The sequence below is a fragment of the Streptomyces sp. NBC_00414 genome (assembly GCF_036038375.1).
Taxonomy (GTDB): Bacteria; Actinomycetota; Actinomycetes; order Streptomycetales; family Streptomycetaceae; genus Streptomyces.
Map to the genome: position 1 here is coordinate 8265158 of NZ_CP107935.1, position 15193 is coordinate 8280350.

The following is a 15193-nucleotide window of genomic DNA, read 5'->3' on the forward strand; positions in this document are numbered from 1 at the left end:
ATGAAGGCTCGTACGGCACCGGCGCCGGTGTCCGCGCAGAAGCGCCCCCAGCGGGAGTCCGCCCTCGCCGAGCGGTTCGCGCTCTTCGCCGAGTGTCTGCTCACCGGGGTGTGGATCGCGGTGGCCTCGCTGCCCGTGGTCACCTACCCCGCCGCGTTCGCCGCCGGGTCACGGCACCTCCGGCGGCGTACGGCTCATGAGGCCGGCGGCCTGCGGGAGTTCGTCGCGGACTTCCGTGCCGCCGTGCGCGGCGGGTGGCTCGCCGGACTCGCCGGGTGGGCGGCGGCCCTCGCGGTGTGGGTCGATGTGCAGGCCGTACGCGCCGGGATCCCGGGCGGCCCGTTCGTCGGGGCCGTGGGGCTGTTCGCGCTGATCGGGCTGGCCGTCGCCGGGCTGCGCGCGGCGGCGGTCTGGGAGCCCGGCGCCTCCTGGCGCGAGCTGCTCGGCGCCGCCGGGCGCCGTACGGTCCTCGACCCCGCGGGGTCCTTCCTGCTCGTCGGCGGACTGGTCGTCGTGGCCGTCTCCGCCTGGTTCGTGCCGCCGCTGGCGATCCCCGTCCTGGGGGCCGTGGCGGCGGCGGCCCTCGCCGTGGAGGAACGCGGTCGCCACCGCTGACCGGCGGTTTCTCACAAGAATTACAAGGCTCACAAGGTTCGCAAGGCTCAAGGCTCACAAGGCAGGCGCCCCGGCGTCGCCCCTCTCTCTGTCATGCCCCTGACTTCCTCGCAAGGACTCGTAAGGAAAGGAAGGCCATGTCCCCCATCCCCCGCAGGTCCCTCCTCAAGGCGGCCGCCGTCGCCGGAGCCGCCGCCCAGTTCAGCTGGGCCCTGGGCGCGCAAGATGCGCAGGCAGCGCAGGCCGCCCCGAGAGCCGAGGCCGCCGACGCGGACCCGGTGACCCTGGACTGGCTGGAGGACGGCGGCCTCGGCGAGGCACCGGGCTCGACCGTGGGCGTGCCCTGGCCGAAGGGCGCGTACGAGAAGGACCAGACCTTCGCGCTGACCGACGCCGACGGCAAGGCCGTGCCCGTGCAGTCCTGGCCGATCGGCTACTGGCCCGACGGCTCCCTCAAGTGGACCGCGCACGCGGTCGGGCCGGGAGCGGGCAGCGGCAAGCTCACCCTCGACGCGGGTTCGCCCGCCGCGCCCGCCAAGAAGGTGACCGTCGACAGGCGCGGCGGCTCCATCGAGGTGTCGACCGGGGTCATCACCGCGAAGCTCGGCAAGGGCGGTTCCACGCTGGTCAGGTCCGTACTGCGCGGCTGGACGGAGATCGCCAGGGACGGGCGTCTCGTGCTGCTGCGCCAGCCGGAGATCGAGGACGGCGACCAGGGCGCCGAGAAGTACGAGCGCTTCGAGAGCGTGATCTCCGAGGCCGAGGTCGAGCAGGACGGGCCGGTCCGCGCCGTCGTCCGTATCGACGGCAAGCACCGCAAGGGCAGCCGGAGCTGGCTGCCCTTCTCGGTGCGGCTCTACTTCTACGCGGGCGGCGAGTCGTTCCGCATGGTGCACACGATCACCTTCGACGGCACCCAGGAACCCGGCAAGGCCAGTGGCGACTTCATCCGCGGCATCGGCGTCCGCTTCAAGGTGCCGATGCGCGACGCCGCGTACGACCGGCACATCCGTATCGGCGGGGAGGGGACCGGGCTGCTGCGCGAGGCGGTGAAGGGGATCACCGGGCTGCGCCGGGACCCGGGCGCGGCCATCCGGACGGCCCAGTTCGAGGGACAGAAGCTGCCCGATCCGTCGACCTGGGACCAGCGGGTGACCACCCGGCTCCAGTACATCCCCGAATGGGGCGACTACACCCTCTCGCAGCTGTCGGCGGACGGCTTCGGCGTGCGCAAGCGCACCAAGAAGGGCCATGGCTGGATCTCCGCGGGCGGTGGTCGGCGGGCCAGCGGCTTCGGGTACGTCGGCGGCGCGAGCGGCGGACTGGCCTTCGGGCTGCGGGACTTCTGGGAGAAGTTCCCCGCCCAGCTCGACATCCGCGACGCCCAGACCGACGAGGCCGAGGTCACGCTCTGGCTCTGGTCGCCCGAGTCGCAGCCCATGGACCTGCGCTTCTACCACGACGGCATGGGCCAGGACACGTACCCCGAACAGCTCGAAGGCCTCAACATCACCTACGAGGACTACGAGCCCGGCTTCGGCACCCCCTACGGCATCGCCCGTACCAGCGAACTCCTCTTCTGGGCCCACGCGTCGACACCGAGTGCCGAGGCGATGGCCAAGCAGGTGGCCGCCGTACGTACCCCGGCGCAGCTCGCCGCTCCGCCCCGGCATCTGGTCAAGGCCGGTGTCTTCGGCCGACTGTTCTCCGAGCCGGACCGCTCCACCGCCGCCAAGGCGAAGATCGAGGACCATCTCGACTTCCTCTTCACCTATTACAGGGACCAGGTGGAGATGCGCAGGTGGTACGGCTTCTGGGACTACGGCGACATCATGCACACGTACGACCCGAGCCGCCATCAGTGGTGCTACGACGTGGGCGGCTACGCCTGGGACAACTCCGAGCTCTCGCCCGACCTGTGGCTCTGGTTCGCCTACATGCGCTCCGGCCGCTCCGACATCTTCCGTTTCGCCGAGGCCATGACCCGGCACACCGGCGAGGTCGACGTCTATCACCTGGGGCAGTGGGCCGGCCTCGGTACCCGGCACGGCGTCCAGCACTACGCCGACAGCGCCAAGCAGCAGCGCATCGCCAACACCACCTACCGGCGCTACTACTACTTCCTCACCGGCGACGAACGCGTCGGCGACCTCATGCACGCCAACGTCGACTCCGACGAGACGTTCCTCGTCCTCGACCCGATCCGCAAGATCCGCACCGAGCCGTACGAACCGGACCGCAACGCGCTCTCGATCGGCTTCGGCACCGACTGGAGCGGGCTGGTGTCGGCGTGGCTCACCGAGTGGGAGCGGCGCGGGCCCAAGTGGGAGAAGGCGAAGGCTCGGGTCCTGTCCACGATGGAGACCATCGCCGCGCAACCCAACGGGTTCGTCCAGGGCAGCGCGCTGTACGACCTCGACACCGGGAAGTTCGCCGTCGCGTCGAGTGCCGTGGTCGGGGTGTCGCACCTCTCGGCGATGTTCGGGCTCGTCGAGCTGAACGCCGAGCTGCTCGACCAGATCGACATGCCGGAGTTCAAGGAGGCGTGGCTCGACTACTGCCGGTACTTCAACGCGACGAAGGCCGAGCAGAAGGCGCGTTACGGGTCCGACTTCGGCTCTCTGCTGTTGTTCCAGGGGCACTCGAGGCAGGACGCGTACGCGGCGGTGGAGCTGGACGACGACGCGCTGGCCGCGCGGGCGTGGCGGCAGTTCTACAACAGTGCCGACACGTGGGACTACAAGGAGTCGACCGACTGGTCCACGAAGGAGGTCGGGGGGCCGACCGGGTTGGTGTCCGGTAGTGAGGCGGCCTGGGTGTCCACGAACACGACTGCGTTGTACGGGCTCGCGGCGATTCAGAATCTGGCGTTGATCGGTGATCGGATGCCGTGACGCTTCCGCTGGGGCCCTTCAGGGGTGCGGGGGACCGCGCGGGCGGCCACGACGTGCGCGCCGCACCCCTGCCGGGGGGGGGAAGGGGCTGGGTGCGGGTCCGTTGTGGCTGGGCGCGCCGTTCCCCGCGCCCCTCGGGAGTGCCCCTGCGGGGCGACTCCCTGTGGGGGTGGAACCCGTTCGGGGTGGGTTGTGACGTGCGGGTCCGTTGTGGCTGGGCGCGCCGTTCCCCGCGCCCCTCGGGAGCGCCCCTGCGGGGCGACTCCCCGGCCGGGGTGGCGGTGTCAGCGCATTCTGCTCAGGGCGTCCCTGGCCCGGCGGGCGTCTCGTAGGCGTTGTTCGTAGGTGGCGCCCAGGGAGAGGAGCAGGAGGCCGGCCAGGGCGGGGGGTACCCAGCGGGGGATCGCGCCCATGGCCTGGGCGATGTACGGGGCGAGTTCGTGCAGTGCGACCAGGACGAGCGTGCCGCCGCCGAGGACCAGCGGTGCCCGGAGGCGGTGACGGACGCCGACGAGGGTGACGGCGAGCGCCGCGGAGCCCAGCAGCAGAGGGCGCAGCCAGTTCGTGTCGCCCCACACCGCCAGGAGGCTCGGCACCAGCGTCACCGAGAGGCCGGGCCCGTACGCCGTCCAGGACGAGGCCTCCGCGTCACGGCTCCTGCGGACGTACCCGAGGATCAGCGCGGGCACCGTCACCGGCAGCGTGTACGCCTCGGGGGAGCCGACCTCCCAGGCGATCAGCCGGACCCAGGCGGCCAGCACGAACAGCACGGCCGCCGCATGACCGACCCGCCTGCGGTCCTCGCGTACGGCCGTGCCCGCGGCGATCACCGCGCACAGGGCCAGGACCAGGGCGAGAACGGGCAGTTCTGCGGTCGCGAGACCGATGGCCGGCAGGGCCGCGACGGCCCCGGTGATCTCGACGGACACCGTCGTCGTGGGGTCGCCGAGCCGGGGCGCCAGCAGCGCGGCAGCGGCCGGCACCACCAGGACGAGCAGTGCGATGTGCTGCGGCTGCCAGTCGAGGGACGCGCCGACGGCACAGGCGAGCCCCGTGGCGTACGCGAGGGAGGCGGCAGCCGAGACGGCCCGGATCGTGGCCGGTGTCCGCCGGGCGGCGACCGCCGCGAACACCGCGGTCAGGCTCGCGAGGACGGCGAGCGTGGCGGCCTCGGAGGCCAGGGAGAGGGCCACGAGGTGGAGTGAGCCGAGGAGCGTCAGGCAGAGTGCCGTGGGCACCACCGCAGCCTGTGTCAGGAGTGAGAACCGGCCGACGGCCGAAGGGCTGTCCGCGGTCGGAGGCGTGTGGGCCGCTGCCACGAGTGCCGCCGTGAGCGCCGCCGCCGTGATCGCCCCCTGCGCCGGCAATGCTGCCGGGTAGGGGAGTTCGGCGACGGCGGGCAGGACGAGGGCCGTGGCCCAGGCCAGGATCAGGGACCCGCTCAGGGCGAGGGAGCGGAGCGGGCCGCCCCGGAACGTCAGGGCCAGCACCGCCGCCACCGCCGCCAGCACCAGGGGTGCGCTCTCCGTGCCGGACGGCCAGGGCGCGGAGACCGTCACCGCGTCACGGGCGTCGGACGGCGCACCGGACCACACGCGTGACGCCCAGCCGGCCGGGCCGAGCAGCACCAGGGTCACGACGGGCAGGGTCCACGCCACGGCGAGGGCCTGCACCGTCGCGGAGGACCACCACAGGCCACGGCGCACGGTCGGGGGCAGCCAGGTGCCGCGTACCGCCAGCAGGGCGATGGCGCAGGCCAGACAGGCCGGGACCGTCCACACACCGGGCAGTGCCGACCGCAGCACGCCACCCGCCGCGGCGACGGCGAGCAGACCGCCGGCCGACGCCAGACCGAGAGCGGCCCGCGCCTCGGGGGCACGCCACGCCGTCCCCAGCGCGATCGCCGCGGCGAGGGCGAGGAGCGCCGCCGCACGGGCAGCGGCGCTCGGATCGGGGGCGTCCCACAGGAGGACGCCGGCTGCCAGGACGCCCAGGGCGCCCGTCCCGTACGCGCCGGCGGCGGCGACGACACGTACGGAGCGCAGCGCCGTCGCGAGGGTGACGGCCGCGTCGAGCGCGGCCGTCACCAGCAGCGCCGCCGTGATCGTGTGGTCGCCAGCGCCGGCCGCGACCGCCCAGAGCGGGAGCGGGAGTTGGGCCGCCGCCACGGCTGCCGGGAGCGGCAGGCGCAGGTCACCGAGAACACGGCCGTACGCCGTCCACAGCGCGGCCAGGAGCGCCGCGGACGCTGCCGCGTAGCCGGCGCCGTCCACTGCGGAGAGGGCGACCTCGTGCAGGGCGTACGCGTCGAGCACCGTCAGGGCGAGGCCCAGGCCCGCCACCGCCTCCGCCGTCGAGCGGAGCCCGCGCTTCAGCAGCGGCACCGGCGCGGCGAGCGTGGCCGCGGTGACCGCGCCGAGGACCGCCGCCCGTCCGGCGATGCCCATGTCGCCCCAGCTCACCAGGGTGAACGCGATCGCCGCGACGGTCAGCAGGACACCGCCGAGGACGAGCAGCACGTTCTGCACACCGGGGGCCGTGGCCTCCGGGCGTCGGGGGTGGTGGCTGCGGGAGGGCCAGGTGGTCGGGACAGGGGCCGGGGCCGCCTGGAGCCCGGCCGACCGGAGCGCGTCGAGCAGCCAGGCCCGGCGGGCCAGCAACTGGGCCCTTCGGGCGTCCAGTTGCCACAGCTCGTGGTCGAGGATCCGCAACTCCTCGGCCGGCGGCGGAATGTTCGTCATGTCCGGGAGTGTGGTCCGGGTCACGTCTCACGGCATGAGCACACATACTCAGGACGTACTCAGATCCGCCATGGGCCCGCCGTGTGCCCGTCGCGGGCGGGTGCCACGGACGGCTGCCGCGAACGGTTGCGGTGGACCGTCTGCGGTGGGCTCTTGTCACGGACGGACGGACCCGGATCATGAGGCGTATGGACTGGACGCACTACCGCTTCCGCAGCCTCTGGAGTCTCGCCGCCCCGCTCGGCGACGTCTACGGCGCGCTGGCCGACGCCGAGCGCTATCCGCGCTGGTGGCCACAGGTGCGCGAGGTGACGCCCGTCGACGGGGTCAGCGGTGTCATCCGCGTCCGCTCGGTGCTGCCGTACGACCTGGTGTTCACCGCCCGGGAGACGCGCCGCGACATGGCGGCCGGAATCCTGGAGATCACGATGACGGGTGACGTGGACGGCTGGGCACGGTGGACCCTCGTCGCCGACGGACCGGACACGCGTGCCCGCTACGACCAGGAGGTGCGTGTGACCAAGCCGCTGCTGCGGCGGTTCGCGGTGCCGGGGCGGCCCGTCTTCCGCGCCAACCACGCGCTGATGATGCGGGCCGGGCGGCGCGGGCTCGCCGCCCACCTTCGCGGGAACCGCGAAGCGGTTTGAAGGAAACGCACGGAGACCTGTATTGTTCGGTGCGTTCCCGGGCGATTAGCTCAGTGGGAGAGCGCTTCGTTCACACCGAAGAGGTCACTGGTTCGAACCCAGTATCGCCCACCGGGAAAGGCCGGTCCGTCACAGACGGACCGGCTTTTTGCATGCCCCGCGAGTGGCGTGGCTCAGGCGGCCTCCGCCGGGATCTCGGGGCGCAGGGGCCAGGACTGGTCGACCAGTTCGTCCGAGCCGCTGCGGGCGAACCACGCCTGCAGGCCACGGGCCTGCGCGGCATGCCAGCCGCCCTGCAACGTGTGCAGTTCGGCCGGCGAGAGCCGCTCCATGCGGGTTGCGAAACGCCGCCCGATCGCCCGTACGACCTCCAGCGAGGCCAGTGCGTCGGCCGCCGCGTCATGGGCACCCTGCAGCTCCACCTCGTAGTGCGCGCACAGGTCCGTGAGCGTGCGGCGGCCCTTGCGGTAGCGGTCCAGGTACTTGTCGAGGACCCGCGGATCGAGGACGCGCAGCGGCACGCCGTCGAACCAGTGGTCCAGCGAGGACGCCCGGTGCCTGCGCAACTCCCGGTCCAGGAGCGTCAGATCGAAGGGCGCGTTCATCACCACGAGCGGGCGTCCGGCCGCGCTCTGTTCGGACAGTTCCCTGACTATCTCGTTCATCACGGGCGCCGGCCAGCGGCCGCTCCGCCGCAGGTGTTCGTCCGTCAGGCCGTGCACCGCCGTGGCGCCCTCGGGCACCGGCACCCCCGGATTCACCAGCCAGCGCCGTACACGCGGGCGGCTGCCGGGGGAGTCCTGGACGACGACTGCGGCCGACACGATCCGGTCGGTCTCCACGTCGACACCCGTCGTCTCGGTGTCGAAAGCGGCCAGGGGGCCTTCGTACCAGCACGTCATACGCAAACAACTCCTCGATCACCTTCGGCAGTTGACGCGCCGTCCCCTGCCCTTTTTGTGATACCCGGGCTGTTTGCGCCGTACGCCGGAAGGAGACAACAGAGGTACGGGTCTTTGCAGTTCAGCGACCCGTCGCGGGGATTCACCGAATTCGGAAGGCTGTTGCACATGTCGCTCGCGCAGCCCGAGCAGGGCGGGCTGCTGCCCAGTCGCACGGCACCGCATCGAGGCTCACTGGCCACCACGGCCTGCATGGAGACATTGCAGGTCGGCTATCTGCACGCGGTCGCCGCCGCCTCGGGCTGCTCCCTGTCCCAGCCCTTTCCGGACAACGGCATCGACTGGCACGTCAGCCACAGCGCCCCCGGGCACACGGTCGACGACGAAGTCACCATCAAGGTGCAGCTCAAGTGCACGTACCAGATCCCGCCGAACCCGCCGGGCGCCGCCTTCTCCTTCACGCTCGACAACGCCCACCTGGAGAAGCTGGCCCGGACCCCGGTCTCGGTGCACAAAATACTGGTCGTGATGCTCGTGCCCAGGTCACAGGACGACTGGCTGCGCGCCGGCCACGACCGCCTCGACCTGCGGCACTGCTGCTACTGGATCAACCTCGCCGGCCAGCGGATCACCGGCCGGCGCAGGACCACCGTGCGGATACCGACCTCCCGCGTCTTCGACGACCGGGCGCTCTGCGAGATCATGACGCGGGTCGGTACGGGAGGCATACCGTGACGCACCGCCCCTTCGACGAGCCCCTACGCCCGGTCAGGCCCCACCCCGTCGAGCCGCCGGGCCAGTGGGACCAGCCGCCGCGGCCCGACCAGGTCGACCCCGCCGTCCTCGGCGCGCTGCTGCACCGGCACGGCTGGCAGCGCCGCGGAGGAGCGCCGGGCCGGTACGGCCGCTGGACCCCGCCCGGGCCCGGCTCCGGCACCAGCCTGCTCGTGCCGGAGAACCGGGCGTTCCCCGACAGCGAGGACCTCCTCGGTGAGGCCCTCGTCGCGCTGTCCCGCAGCGGCTCGCCCGCCGCCCGTGACGTCCTGGTCGGTCTCGCCGTGCCCAGCGACGAGATCCGCTGGTGGCGCGATGTGCCGACGGGCCCGGTCGGCGTCTCGCCGTGGACCGTCGAGGAGCAGATGCGCACGGCGGCGCGGCAGATACTCCTCGCGGGCGCCCTCGCCGAGCGCGGGCGGGCCGGCTACCACGGCGCCCGCCACCGCAGGCCCGCCGCCACCTCCCTGGAGAGCGTGCTCGTCGGAGCCGCCCCCGGCGGCCGCAGGCTCACCGCGTTCGTGCCGGTCGCCACCGGCCGCCCCCTCGCCGTCCGCCTCCACCAGGCGCTGTACGCGGCCCGTGAGGCGATCGACTACCGGCGTGCGACCGGTGGCATGGACGCCTTCGACGGGGCCGTGGAGGCGGGCGTGAGCCATGAGCTCACGGAGGCGCTCGTGGCCCTGGTGCGGGGCACGGAAGGTGCCAGGGTCGCCGTCGAATGGGCGCCCGCCGCCGGGGTCCCCGAGGGGTGCTCGGCGTCCGCGGAACCCGTCGAGTTCTCGCCGGGGGACCTGCCCGCACTCCGTGAGGCGGGGGCCCGCTATCTGCGCGAGGAACCCTCCGTGCCCGTGCGCATCACCGGCGCGGTGGTGCGGATGCGCAGGTCGGGGCCGCGCGGCGGCGGAACCGTACGGCTGAAGGTCATCGCGGGCGCCGAGGTGCCGCACGTGCGGATGACCCTCGACGAGGAGTCGTACCGGATCGCGGGGCACGCCCATCTCGTCGGACTGCCGGTGCGGGTGCACGGGCGGCTGGAGAGCCGCGGCGGATTCCGGCGGCTGACCGGGGCGTCCGGGGTGGCACCCGTGCAGGTGGACGAGGCGGAGCGCGACCGGCTGATGAAGTCGCTGCAGGAGAACCTCGACTTCTTCGAGGAGGCGTGCAGCGGGGACTGACGTGCTTCACGGCGGTGTGCGGCGGGGACCGACGTGCTCCACGGCGGTGTGCGACGGGGGCCGCCGGGTCGTGGTGGTTAACCGTTTCGCGGAGGGCACCCCCGGCTCGGTACGATCCTCTCCATTACGCACGTAAGAGAAAGTGCGTTCCCTTCAGGTAGGAGAGTCCGGTGTCAGACGTCCGTGTGATCATCCAACGCGATTCCGAGCGGGAAGAGCGCGTGGTGACGACGGGGACTACGGCGGCCGAGCTCTTCGCCGGTGAGCGCACCATCGTCGCCGCGCGGGTGGCAGGCGAGCTGAAGGACCTCGCGTACGAGGTGAAGGACGGCGAGACCGTCGAGAGCGTCGAGATCTCCTCCGTCGACGGTCTGAACATCCTGCGCCACTCCGCCGCGCACGTGATGGCGCAGGCCGTCCAGGAGCTGTTCCCCGAGGCCAAGCTGGGCATCGGCCCGCCGGTCAAGGACGGCTTCTACTACGACTTCGACGTGGCGAGGCCCTTCACCCCCGAGGACCTCAAGGCCGTCGAGAAGAAGATGCAGGAGATCCAGAAGCGCGGCCAGCGCTTCTCCCGCCGCGTCGTCACCGACGAGGCCGCCCGCGAGGAGCTCGCCGACGAGCCGTACAAGCTGGAGCTGATCGGCCTCAAGGGCTCCGCTTCGAGCGACGACGGCGCGGACGTCGAGGTGGGCGCGGGCGAGCTCACCATCTACGACAACCTCGACGCCAAGACCGGCGACCTGTGCTGGAAGGACCTCTGCCGCGGTCCCCACCTGCCCACCACCCGCAACATCCCGGCGTTCAAGCTGATGCGCAACGCCGCCGCCTACTGGCGCGGCAGCGAGAAGAACCCGATGCTCCAGCGCATCTACGGCACCGCCTGGCCCACCAAGGAAGAGCTCAAGGCGCACCTGGAGTTCCTCGCCGAGGCCGAGAAGCGCGACCACCGCAAGCTCGGCAGCGAACTCGACCTGTTCTCCATCCCGGAGCAGATCGGCTCGGGCCTCGCGGTCTTCCACCCCAAGGGCGGCATCGTCCGCCGCGTCATGGAGGACTACTCGCGGCGCCGCCACGAGGAGGAGGGGTACGAGTTCGTCTACACCCCGCACGCCACCAAGGGGAAGCTCTTCGAGACCTCGGGCCACCTGGACTGGTACGCCGACGGCATGTACCCGCCCATGCAGCTCGACGAGGGCGTGGACTACTACCTCAAGCCCATGAACTGCCCGATGCACAACCTGATCTTCGACGCGCGAGGCCGCTCCTACCGCGAACTGCCGCTGCGCCTCTTCGAGTTCGGGACCGTGTACCGGTACGAGAAGTCGGGCGTCGTGCACGGCCTGACCCGGGCCCGCGGCTTCACCCAGGACGACGCGCACATCTACTGCACCAAGGAGCAGATGGCGGAGGAGCTCGACAAGACGCTCACCTTCGTGCTCGGGCTGCTCCGCGACTACGGCCTGACCGACTTCTACCTGGAGCTGTCCACCAAGGACCCGGAGAAGTTCGTCGGCTCGGACGAGGTGTGGGAGGAGGCCACCGAGACGCTGCGGCAGGTGGCCGAGAAGCAGGGCCTCCCGCTCGTTCCGGACCCGGGCGGCGCCGCGTTCTACGGGCCGAAGATCTCCGTCCAGACCAAGGACGCGATCGGCCGGACCTGGCAGATGTCGACCGTGCAGCTCGACTTCAACCTGCCGGAGCGGTTCGACCTGGAGTACACCAGCCCCGACGGCTCCAAGCAGCGCCCCGTCATGATCCACCGTGCGCTGTTCGGGTCGATCGAGCGCTTCTTCGCGGTGCTCCTCGAGCACTACGCGGGCGCGTTCCCGGCGTGGCTCGCGCCCGTCCAGGCGGTCGGCATCCCGATCGGCGACGCGCACATCGACCATCTGCAGAAGTTCGCCGCCGAGGCGAAGAAGAAGGGTCTGCGGGTCGAGGTCGACTCGTCCTCCGACCGTATGCAGAAGAAGATCCGCAACGCGCAGAAGCAGAAGGTGCCCTTCATGGTCATCGCGGGCGACGAGGACATGGCGGCCGGCGCCGTCTCGTTCCGTTACCGCGACGGCTCCCAGGAGAACGGCATCCCGCTCGACGAGGCCATCGCGAAGATCGCGAAGGTCGTCGAGGAGCGGGCACAGGTCTGATCCGTACGCGCCTGAACGCGCTTGATCGCGTCCGGAAGCCCCCGGGAAGCTCAGCTGCCCGGGGGCTTCTCCTCGCTGGAGAAGACCTGGAGCAGCCAGGACGAGAACGATCCCGTCACCGCGCCGAGCAGGGCGAGCCCGCACGCCATCAGGCCCACCGCGATCACGCGCCCCACCGGCGTCACGGGAGCCACATCCCCGTACCCCACGGTCGCCATCGTCGCGCACGTCCACCACACCGCGTCGCCGAAGGTACGGATCGTCGCGCCCGGTGCCGCGTGCTCCTGCTGGTACACGGCGAGGGCGCCCGCGAAGCCGAGGAGGGACACGGCGAGACCCGCGTACGTGATCACCCGCGCGTGCAGGGCGAGCCGGGGCCGGCCACGGCGGCGCTGGACGGCCTCGTAGACCTTCACCACGCGCAGGGGGCGCAGCAGGGGCAGCAGCAGGACGACCGTGTCCAGCCAGTGCGTCCGCATGAAGCGGAGCCCCTGGCCGCTCAGCCGCCAGCGCACGGCGTAGTCGACGACGAAGACCGCCCAGGCCGCCAGCATCAGCGCCAGAAAGACACTCCGCAACGGCCCGGGCAGCCCGTGGCCCAGGACCCGGATCGCGTACGAGGTGAAGAAGAGCACCGAGGCGACGACGAGCGGCATCTCGGTGCGGCGCTCCCAGCGTGTCGTGCGGGTGTCGTCGTCCATCGCCTCAGCTTGGCCGCAGGCCCTTTCGCGCGGTACCCGGCGACACGCCGCGAACGGGCGAAGCCATATGCTTCACCACATGACGAGTGAGCCGGAGCAGCAGATCGGAGTCGGCACACAGGACGCGTTCCAGCGCCTGTGGACGCCCCACCGGATGGCGTACATCCAGGGTGAGAACAAGCCGACCGGCCCCGGGGCCGACGACGGCTGCCCCTTCTGCTCGATTCCGGCGAAGTCCGACGAGGACGGTCTCGTCATCAAGCGCGGCGAGCAGGTCTACGCGGTGCTCAACCTGTACCCGTACAACGGTGGGCATCTGATGGTCGTGCCCTACCGGCACGTCGCGGACTACACCGATCTGACCGTCCCGGAGACCGCCGAGCTCGGTGAGCTGACCAAGCAGGCGATGACCGCGCTGCGGACCGCGTCCGGTGCGCACGGCTTCAACATCGGGATGAACCAGGGCTCGGTCGCGGGGGCCGGTATCGCCGCGCACCTGCACCAGCACATCGTGCCCCGCTGGGGCGGCGACACGAACTTCATGCCGGTGGTCGGGCACACCCGGGTGCTGCCCCAACTCCTCGCGGACACCCGCAAGATGCTCGCTGAGGCCTGGCCCTCGGCCTGAGCCCGACAGGCACCGCGGAGCCGCGACCGCGTCGTGCGGCTCCGCCGGACCTCTCGCACGGCTCAGCCACCTGGGAGGTCCGCCGGGCGTCCACCTGCCGTTGAGGCCAGGCCTCCAGGATGTCCACCCGGCGTGGACGCCTACGCGTCGTACAGGTCCGCCTTCCTCGGGGAGGCCTCCTGGACGGCACCGCTGAGGGCGGACGAGCGGTTGCCGAACTTGGTGGTGTCCACGCCGTTGTCGTTGAGGACCCGGATCGCCGCCGCGTGCACCACACGCAGCACGGGCGTCGCGGCGCGCAGGGCGTCGTCCGCCATGAAGCGGTGCCGCCAGGGCTTGGCCGCCCAGGCGTGGCGCAGGCCGAACGGCTCCGGCAGGGTCAGCTTGCCGCCGAGCCAGTCGAGGATCGGCGGATACCAGGTGAAGGGCGCCCGCACCGCGAGCCGTACGACCTCGTCGGCGTCGATCAGCGGCAGCTTCTGGGTCTTGGTCTCCCAGAACCTGACGGTCTTGGGGACCACCTTCACCTTCGCGGCGGGACCGCTGGTGAAGAGCGAGTGCACGGGACCCAGTGCGTGGCCGGTGACCTCGATGCGCAGCGTCTCGTGCAGCACGGTCACGGTGATCAGCATCGTGATGATCAGCTGGCCGTCCCAGAGCGTCCACTGAACCCCGAGGTAGTGGCGGTCGCCGCTGCCGAACTGCTGCTTGTTGCAGATCTCCTGTATTTTGTGCGTCTTCACCTGGTACGCGTCCACGTCGGTGCCGCCCGGCCGGGAGACCGATCCGGCGTTCTCGTTGATCGGCGTGACCACCCAGTGCTTTATCGAAGGCGCCGGGAAACCACCGGTGTTGAGCGGGCCGCGCTCCAGCATGCGCAGCTGGTCGTGGATCGACCTGATGACGTCCCAGCTGCGGAACGGGTGGATCTCCTTGGTGGAGTCCGCCGACACCAGGTCCTCGGCGAGCTGCCAGGTGCCCCAGCGGGTGCCCATGCCGAGTATTCCCTTGGGGCCCGCGTAGAAGACGGAGTTGGACTGCTGCTCGGCGCTCAGCCGGGCCAGGCCCTGGCGCAGCCGCTCGGCCGTCGTCTCGCCGGGGCTGCCGGGCACCGCCTCGGGGATCTTGGCGCCGATGCCGCCGCCCGCCAGCAGACTGCTCCAGCGCTCCCGCAGATCATGGGCCGTGCGCTCGCAGATCTGCTTCGCCCAGACCCAGCCGAGGACGGGCGCGACGATCGCCGCGCGGGCGTACCAGGCCCAGAAGCCGGTGAACGGCATCTTCAGCAGGAAGAGGACCGCCAGGGCGCCCACCCCGACCAGGATGGTGGTGGCGAGGACTCCGGCCCGCTTGTCCTCGGACTTGGCGACCGACCGGCGGATCTGGAAGACCAGCAGCCAGATGAGCAGACCGGGCAGGAAGATCAGGCCGGTCAGCACCATCACGGCGGTGAGCCAGCTGTCCCGCTCCTTGCGGATGCGGTTCGCCGCCAGGCAGTGCTCGACGACCACCTGCGGCTCGGTGCCGAAGGACTGGATGAGCGCGCCGCGTCCGCCGCCCAGCATCCGGACCTGCACGGCCCGGGCGAAGGCCTCGCCCAGGTTCGGCTTGAAGATCGACGCCCACTTGCGGCCCGGCGAGACCTTCGACTGGTGCCACTCGCTGTTGGCGTCGAGAATCGCTTCGACGGGACTGTCCCGGTAGGCCGCGGAGGCGAGCGCGAACGTCGCCGCCGTCTGCCCCGCGGAACCCGAGAGCGGAACCTGTGCCCCCGGCCTGAAATCGAATGCCTCGTCCGCCATTACCGCCCCCATCGCCGCCTTGCCCCGCTGCTGCGGCATTCCCGACTTCCGTGCTCCGCACACCTGTTGATCAGGTCATCGTCTTGATCAGGTTCTCAGCGTATCGCCAGGGGCCGACATTCGTCGGCGGACGGCCACAGCCGCCCGCCGATCGAAGGGGAGAT

11 protein-coding genes and 1 tRNA gene are annotated in these 15193 nt (G+C 71.5%); 8 read left to right on the plus strand and 4 right to left on the minus strand.

The window, feature by feature from the left end; genetic code table 11:
* Both OHS59_RS35990 and OHS59_RS35995 read left to right on the plus strand, forming a co-directional pair.
* Window positions 1-615 (plus strand): hypothetical protein, encoded by a 615-nt coding sequence (locus tag OHS59_RS35990; protein WP_328497512.1) that lies wholly within the window; start codon window positions 1-3, stop codon window positions 613-615.
* Between the two features lie 137 nt (window positions 616-752).
* Window positions 753-3509, plus strand: coding sequence for an exo-rhamnogalacturonan lyase family protein (locus OHS59_RS35995; RefSeq protein ID WP_328497513.1), 2757 nt, complete (start codon window positions 753-755; stop codon window positions 3507-3509).
* Window positions 3510-3793: 284 nt separating this feature from the next.
* Here the strand turns inward: OHS59_RS35995 and OHS59_RS36000 are convergent, their stop codons facing one another.
* Complete coding sequence (locus OHS59_RS36000; RefSeq protein WP_328497514.1) at window positions 3794-6250, minus strand: SCO7613 C-terminal domain-containing membrane protein; 2457 nt, start codon at window positions 6248-6250, stop codon at window positions 3794-3796.
* 188 nt (window positions 6251-6438) lie between these two features.
* On the opposite strand from OHS59_RS36000, the gene OHS59_RS36005 reads away from it, so the two are divergent.
* Both OHS59_RS36005 and OHS59_RS36010 read left to right on the plus strand, forming a co-directional pair.
* A complete protein-coding gene (locus tag OHS59_RS36005) occupies window positions 6439-6897 on the plus strand; it encodes an SRPBCC family protein (RefSeq protein ID WP_328497515.1) in 459 nt (152 codons plus the stop codon).
* Between the two features lie 39 nt (window positions 6898-6936).
* Window positions 6937-7008 (plus strand) — tRNA-Val (locus OHS59_RS36010).
* Between the two features lie 62 nt (window positions 7009-7070).
* On the opposite strand, the gene OHS59_RS36015 is transcribed toward OHS59_RS36010, so the two are convergent.
* On the minus strand, window positions 7071-7799 hold the full coding sequence (locus OHS59_RS36015; RefSeq protein ID WP_328497516.1) for a 3'-5' exonuclease: 729 nt from the start codon (window positions 7797-7799) through the stop codon (window positions 7071-7073).
* Between the two features lie 168 nt (window positions 7800-7967).
* On the opposite strand from OHS59_RS36015, the gene OHS59_RS36020 reads away from it, so the two are divergent.
* The 3 genes from OHS59_RS36020 to thrS all read left to right on the plus strand — a co-directional run bounded on the left by OHS59_RS36020 (window position 7968) and on the right by thrS (window position 11898).
* Window positions 7968-8534, plus strand: a complete 567-nt coding sequence (locus tag OHS59_RS36020) for a DUF4365 domain-containing protein (RefSeq protein ID WP_328497517.1) — start codon at window positions 7968-7970, stop codon at window positions 8532-8534.
* Window positions 8531-9751: a hypothetical protein gene (locus tag OHS59_RS36025; protein WP_328497518.1), complete on the plus strand. Its 1221-nt coding sequence runs from the start codon at window positions 8531-8533 to the stop codon at window positions 9749-9751. The genes OHS59_RS36020 and OHS59_RS36025 overlap by 4 nt, the downstream gene beginning before the upstream one ends.
* A 170-nt stretch (window positions 9752-9921) precedes the next feature.
* Window positions 9922-11898 carry a threonine--tRNA ligase gene (thrS, locus tag OHS59_RS36030; protein WP_328497519.1) on the plus strand — a complete coding sequence of 659 codons (1977 nt, stop codon included), beginning with the start codon at window positions 9922-9924 and terminating at the stop codon, window positions 11896-11898.
* 50 nt (window positions 11899-11948) lie between these two features.
* Here thrS and OHS59_RS36035 read toward each other — a convergent pair whose 3' ends face one another.
* The gene (locus OHS59_RS36035) at window positions 11949-12599 is read right to left on the minus strand and encodes a potassium channel family protein (protein WP_328497520.1); all 651 of its coding nucleotides are present in this window, start codon (window positions 12597-12599) and stop codon (window positions 11949-11951) included.
* 67 nt (window positions 12600-12666) lie between these two features.
* Here OHS59_RS36035 and OHS59_RS36040 point away from each other — a divergent pair, with 67 nt between their 5' ends.
* Window positions 12667-13227: an HIT family protein gene (locus OHS59_RS36040; protein ID WP_328497521.1), complete on the plus strand. Its 561-nt coding sequence runs from the start codon at window positions 12667-12669 to the stop codon at window positions 13225-13227.
* 140 nt (window positions 13228-13367) lie between these two features.
* Here OHS59_RS36040 and OHS59_RS36045 read toward each other — a convergent pair whose 3' ends face one another.
* Complete coding sequence (locus OHS59_RS36045; protein ID WP_328499491.1) at window positions 13368-15029, minus strand: hypothetical protein; 1662 nt, start codon at window positions 15027-15029, stop codon at window positions 13368-13370.
* Between the last annotated feature and the right edge of the window lie 164 nt (window positions 15030-15193).